7 protein-coding genes are annotated in these 5,727 nt (G+C 67.1%); 3 read left to right on the forward strand and 4 right to left on the reverse strand.

All coding sequences use genetic code 11. From position 1 onward, the window contains the following. The coding region (locus tag ACNA7R_RS18975; RefSeq protein WP_416285080.1) for an MBL fold metallo-hydrolase at positions 1–319 on the reverse strand (319 nt) is incomplete at its 3' end. Positions 320–383: 64 nt separating this feature from the next. After that, on the reverse strand, positions 384–665 hold the full coding sequence (locus tag ACNA7R_RS18980; protein ID WP_416285081.1) for a MarR family transcriptional regulator: 282 nt from the start codon (positions 663–665) through the stop codon (positions 384–386). 267 nt (positions 666–932) lie between these two features. Here ACNA7R_RS18980 and ACNA7R_RS18985 point away from each other — a divergent pair, with 267 nt between their 5' ends. Both ACNA7R_RS18985 and ACNA7R_RS18990 read left to right on the forward strand, forming a co-directional pair. After that, positions 933–1,640, forward strand: coding sequence for a class I SAM-dependent methyltransferase (locus ACNA7R_RS18985; protein ID WP_416285082.1), 708 nt, complete (start codon positions 933–935; stop codon positions 1,638–1,640). Between the two features lie 52 nt (positions 1,641–1,692). Then, positions 1,693–2,595: a glycosyltransferase family 2 protein gene (locus ACNA7R_RS18990; protein WP_416285083.1), complete on the forward strand. Its 903-nt coding sequence runs from the start codon at positions 1,693–1,695 to the stop codon at positions 2,593–2,595. Here ACNA7R_RS18990 and ACNA7R_RS18995 read toward each other — a convergent pair whose 3' ends face one another. Further along, a complete protein-coding gene (locus tag ACNA7R_RS18995; protein ID WP_416285084.1) occupies positions 2,596–3,384 on the reverse strand; it encodes an enoyl-CoA hydratase/isomerase family protein in 789 nt (262 codons plus the stop codon). It abuts the gene before it with no gap. Between the two features lie 81 nt (positions 3,385–3,465). Beyond that, positions 3,466–4,428 (reverse strand): DUF368 domain-containing protein, encoded by a 963-nt coding sequence (locus ACNA7R_RS19000; RefSeq protein ID WP_416285085.1) that lies wholly within the window; start codon positions 4,426–4,428, stop codon positions 3,466–3,468. A 358-nt stretch (positions 4,429–4,786) separates the two neighbouring features. On the opposite strand from ACNA7R_RS19000, the gene ACNA7R_RS19005 reads away from it, so the two are divergent. Continuing rightward, a partial coding sequence (locus tag ACNA7R_RS19005) for a TCP-1/cpn60 chaperonin family protein (protein ID WP_416285086.1) occupies positions 4,787–5,727 on the forward strand: 941 nt, incomplete at its 3' end.

Here is a 5,727-nt window from a genome sequence, read left to right on the forward strand (position 1 = left end):
GGTCGATCGTCGCTCCCGGGAGCAGTTCCCGATCGGGGTCCCGTCCCGTCGCCTCGCGAAACCGCTCGCTCCGTCCGTACCGGCTCCAGACGGTCGCGCCGGTTTCGGCCGCGTAGGCGTCGACTGCGCCGACGTGGTCGGGATGGGTGTGGGTGACGACGACGTGCTCGACGGATCGCTCCTCGACGAGCCGATCGAGTTCGTCGGTGCGGGCCGCGGGATCGACGAGAATCGACGGCGCCTCGCCGAGCAGGTAGGCGTTGGTCGTCCCTCCCGGGGCGCGGGTCCGGACGGGGACGGCGACGGACGCGACGTTCATAGGCGGCCATTACTGGCGGCGAAAAAAGGCGTATCGGAGACCGTCGACGGTCGGTCTCGAGCGATCAGTGTTTGAGGAAGTAGACCTGCTTGCGCGCGTCGCGGAAGCTGTACCGGGAGCCGATGAGGTCGACGTCCTCGAGGCGGTTGAGCGCGTAGCGAACGGTGCGGTCGGGCAGCAGCGACTCCTCGGCGAGCTGTCCCTGCGACAGCGGCGAGTCGGCCTCGAGCACCTTGGCGACGAGTTTCGCACTCGGCGGCAGGTCGCGAAGGCGGTCGCGGTACTCCTCTTCGGACAGCGAGTCCTCGGCGGCAGCGGCGTGGTCCTCTGCGGTACTCATGCTCATACCACTCACAGCGGAAGCGGTAGTGGTAAAGCTTCCCTATATGTGGATACGAACAATCCAGTTTGTAATAGGAATATAGATGCCATATTATCACGCTATACTGATACGTTCGAGCGAGGCAGGTCGGACGGTTCCGAATCAGTCCCGAGCGACGATTCGGTGCGCGGAGACGTCGCTTTCGGCGTTCGAACTCCGCGTCGGTTCCGAGAGGGGCGCAGCCGGACTCCAGTATCGTTTTATCCCGTCGCTGCTGTAGTTGGATCCAGTGTGAAAGGACAGGAGTGGTACCAGGCCGACGACGTCGCCGCCGAGTACGACGACAAGCGCTTCTCCCAGGGCGGCCAGCTGATCGACCGCCGGGAGAAGGAAGCCGTACTCGAGGCTATCATGCCCGTCGAGGACCGCAACGTCCTCGAGATCGCCTGTGGTACCGGGCGGTTTACCGTCATGCTCGCCGAGCGTGGCGCGGACGTCGTGGGACTGGACATTTCGGCGGCGATGTTGCAACAGGGACGCAAGAAAGCGCAAGCGGCGAACCTGGAGGGAACTCTCGAGTTCCTCCGGGGTGACGCCGGACGGCTGCCGTTTCCCGACGATCACTTCGATACCGTGATCGCGATGCGGTTTTTCCACCTGGCTGACGATCCCGAGGCGTTTCTGCGGGAGATGCGCCGGGTCTCGCGCGACCAGATCGTCTTCGACACGTTCAACCGCTTTAGCGCGCGCAGCGTCTACAACTGGGCGCTTCCGATGGGCTCGCGGCTCTACTCGAAGAGCGAGGTCAGCGTGTTGCTCGCGAAGACCGACCTGACGCTGGTCGACGTCGAGGACGACTTTCTGGCGCCGTACGGGCTCTACCGGTCGATTCCGAACCGGCTGGCGACCGCGATCCGCACGCTCGACGAGACCGTCGGCGGGCGTCCGGTGACCGACCACTTCGCGTCGGTGTCGTACTGGAACACCCGCGTCAGGTGAGTGGGATCGGATTCCGCCCTCTTTTTATCCTCGGATCCGCCTACTAGACGGTATGGAGCTCTCGGTAGTCGTCTCGACGCTCAACGACCGGGAGCGACTGCTGTCCTGTCTCGACGCCCTCGAGGCCGAAACCCCCCCGGAGACGGAGATCGTCGTCGTCAACGGCCCCTCCTCGGACGGAACGACCGGGGTCGTCCGGGAGCGCGAGGACGTCGACGTCCTCGTCGAGATCTCCGAGCGAAACCCCAACGTCTCGCGAAACGCCGGCTTCGAGGTGGCGACGGGCGAGGTCGTCGCCTTCCTCGACGGCGAGTACGCGACCGAACCGGGCTGGTACGAGGCCCTCGAGGAGGCGATCGACGACGGCTCCGACGTCGTCGCGGGCCCGGCCCGTGAGGCCGACGGAGCGATCCCGGAGAGCGAGCGAACCCGAAGGATCGCCGGCCGAAACGTGACGGTCTTCGACGACGGAAACGTCGCGTTCGACCGGACCTCGCTCGAGGCCCTGGACGGGTTCGACGAGTACCTCGAGAGCGACGGTGCGCGCGACTGTGCCCACCGCGTGGGCGGTCTGGGCTTCGAGGTCGCCTGGTCGCCGTCGATGACCGTCCGTAGCGACGTCGGCGCCGACGGCGGTCGGGCCGAACCCGACTGGGGAACGACGTACCGGTCGCTCGCCTACGGCCTCGGGAAGAACTACGGCCCGCGACCGACCGTGCTCGGTCGGACGGTCGGCAGCGCGCTCCGGGACGGCCTCTCGGGCGTTCGAGAGATCGTCACCGGGGACGCGACGCCGACGGGCTGGTTCTCCGACGGCGTTGACGTCGTCACGAACGCCGCCGGCGGATTCAAAGACGGGCTCCGCGCCCGCTACGCCGATCGGTCCACCCGGCGCAACCCGAACGGGCTGTCGGTGCGTCACGACCGAGCCGTTCAGATTTACGATCGCAGATAATTACTCCCCGCGGAACTGCGGCTCCCGGTCGGCGAGCCGTGCCTCGAACCCTTCCCGGTAGTCGTCGGTGTCGTCGAGTTCGCGCCCGAGCGCCCGCTCGAACTCGAGTCCCCGCTCGAGAGGTGTCTCGAGGGCGGCGTTGAGCGCGCGTTTTCCGTTCTCGAGACCCAGCGGGGCGTTCTCGCAGAGCCGGTCCGCGAACGCCTTCGCGCGCTCGTCGACCGCCTCGTCGTCGCAGAGTTCGTGGACCAGCCCCATCCGCTCCGCCTCCTTGGGATCGACGAACTCGCCGGTGAGGACGATCTCCTTCGCCTTCGAGAGTCCCACCAGCCGGGGGAGGCGCTGGGTGCCGCCGCCGTGGGGGAACGTGCCGAGGGTTACCTCGAGCAGTCCGTACTTCGCCTCGCGGCCCAGAATCCGAAAGTCACAGGGCAACGTCAGCTCGAACGCGCCGGCCGGCGCGGCCCGCTTGATGCCGGCGACGACCGGCTGGCGGGTCCGCTCGATGGTCTCGAGCAGGGTCGGGAGGACGTCCCGGTCGATGTCGGAGTCGGGCTCGACCCGGTCGCGCATCATCTCGAGGTCCATCCCGGCGCTGAGGACGGGTCCCTCACCGAGCAGGGTAACCGCCCGGACGTCCTCGTCGGCGTCGACGCGCTCGAACGCCGCGGTCAGATCCCGCATGAGGTCGACCGACATCGCGTTTCGTTTCTCGGGTCGGGCGAGATAGACGTCGGCCCGTCGGTCGTTCCGATCGATACGCGCGAGTCCAGTGCCAACGGATTCCATGGCGAACCGATCAGACGCCAGAAATATAACGGACGGGGTCGGCGATTCTCGACGAACCCGCTGTGACGCAAGGAGTGTTCGTTACTCGGGATCGAAGCCGCCGGCGAGCCAGTCGAGCGCGAACAGCGCGACTGCGCCGAGAGCGGCCCACGCCGTCGTCAGCAGGATCGTCTCCGTCGTCATCGGGTGTACTTCGGCGATGTTGTGAAGCGGTGCGGGCACGGACCCGGCGATGAGACCGACGAGGAACACGAGCGTGAGCCCGCGGTGGCGATCCAGCGCGAACCTGACGACCCGTGCGATCGTGACGAGCCCGACGAAACCGCCGACGACGAACACGACGACGGTCGCCCCCGGCTCTCCGACGGCGGCGAGCGTTCCGTCGCCGAACACGAGATTCTGCAGCGACTGGCGGAACGCGCTCAGTTCGCCCGTGAGAACGACGTACTGGCCGAGCAAGATCAGGATCAGCGATCCCGACACCCCCGGCAGAATCATCGCGCTGATCGCCAGTGCCCCCGAGAGGAAGATAACGACGAGGCCGCTACCCGGAAGCTGGAGGATGTTGGCGGAAACGAGCAGCGCGAGCCCGGTACCGGCGGCGGCCGCGAGGACGTGTCGACTCGAGGCGAACGTCAGGCTCCGAAAGAGGGCGACCGCCGACGCGGCGATCAGCCCGATGAAGAAGCCGAAGAGCGGAAGCGGATGCGACTCTGCGAGGGCCGTGACCGCCTCGGCGATCAGCGCGACGGCCGTCACCATCCCCACGCCCAGCGGGAGCAGAAACTGGAGATCCATCTCGAGCAGCGCCTCCTTGGCGCGTCCCCGGCGCTCGGAGTCGTACCCCCGGAGCACGTCGACGGCCCGCCCGGGCGTGAGCGCGGTGACGGCGGCGATCAGCCGGCCGTAGAACCCGAGCAGGAGCGCGACGGTGCCGCCGGAGACGCCCGGGAGGGCGTCGGCCGTTCCCATACAGAGTCCGTAGCAGTAGATTCGAAGCACCGAGATCCGCGGTCCGAGCCGCTGTTCGAGAGCGTGTAACATAGCTGGGGGTCACCGTCCGATCGTCGTCGACGGCGGAGAACCGACCGCCAGTTTTGCGACCATACGTAGCGAACGTTCCGGCTCCGACATAAATCGACTCACTCGGCTCGACGGATGCGAACCCGACACAGGCCGGGTTCGGCGGCTCGAGCGATCCTCGAGCGGCGTTTCGGGCGAATCGGAACCCGTCGTCGGCTGCGACGTCGAGCGACCGCCGACTCGAGGGTGTGTCGAGGTGTGACAGGGAAAATCGCCAGACGGAGCGCCGACGGCTAGCGAAACAATTATATAGAAGTGCTGACGACATGGTTAGTGAGGATTCACAATGGCACAACAGCGACGCATGGGCGGACAGCCTATGTTCATTCTGAGCGAGGATAGCCAGCGAACCCAGGGCCGGGACGCCCAGTCGTCGAACATCATGGCCGGCAAGGCCGTCGCCGAGTCGGTACGGACGACGCTCGGGCCCCGCGGGATGGACAAGATGCTCGTCGACTCGGGCGGCGAGGTCGTCATCACGAACGACGGCGCGACCATCTTGAACGAGATGGACATCGAACACCCCGCGGCCCAGATGCTCGTCGAGGTCGCCGACTCCCAGGAGGAGGAGGTCGGCGACGGGACGACGACCGCGGCCGTGATCGCCGGCAACCTGCTGGGTGAGGCCGAGGACCTCATCGAGCAGGACGTCCACGCGACGACGATCGTCGAGGGCTACCACGAGGCCGCCGAGATCGCCCTCGAGGCGATCGCCGAGCAGGTCAGCGAGGACGCGGTCGACGACGACGTGCTCAAGCAGGTCGCCGAGTCCAGCATGACGGGCAAGGGCACGGGCGGTCTGACCGCCGAGTCGCTGGCCGAAACCGTCGTCGAGGCCATCCGCCACGTCGAGGACGACGACGGCGTCCACCGGGACAACGTCACCGTCCACACCCAGATCGGCGCCTCCTCGAACGCGACCGAGCTCGTCCCCGGCATCGTCATCGACGAGGAGGCCGCCCACGACTCGATGCCCGGCGAGGTCGAGGACGCCTCGATCGCCGTGCTCGACGTCGAACTCGGCGTCCGGACCGGCGACATCGACGCCGAGTACGCCATCGACTCGATCGACCAGCTCAACCAGGCCATCGACGCCGAGGAGAGCGAGGTTCGGGGCTACGCCGAGACGCTCGCCGAGAGCGGCGCCGACGTCGTCTTCACGACCGACGACGTCGACGACCGCATCAGCTCGTTCCTCGCGAAGGAGGGCGTGCTCGTCTTCGATAACGTCGGCAGCTCCGACGCCCGCCAGATCGTCTC

This window comes from Natronococcus sp. (genome assembly GCF_047921035.1).
Lineage (GTDB): Archaea > Halobacteriota > Halobacteria > Halobacteriales > Natrialbaceae > Natronococcus.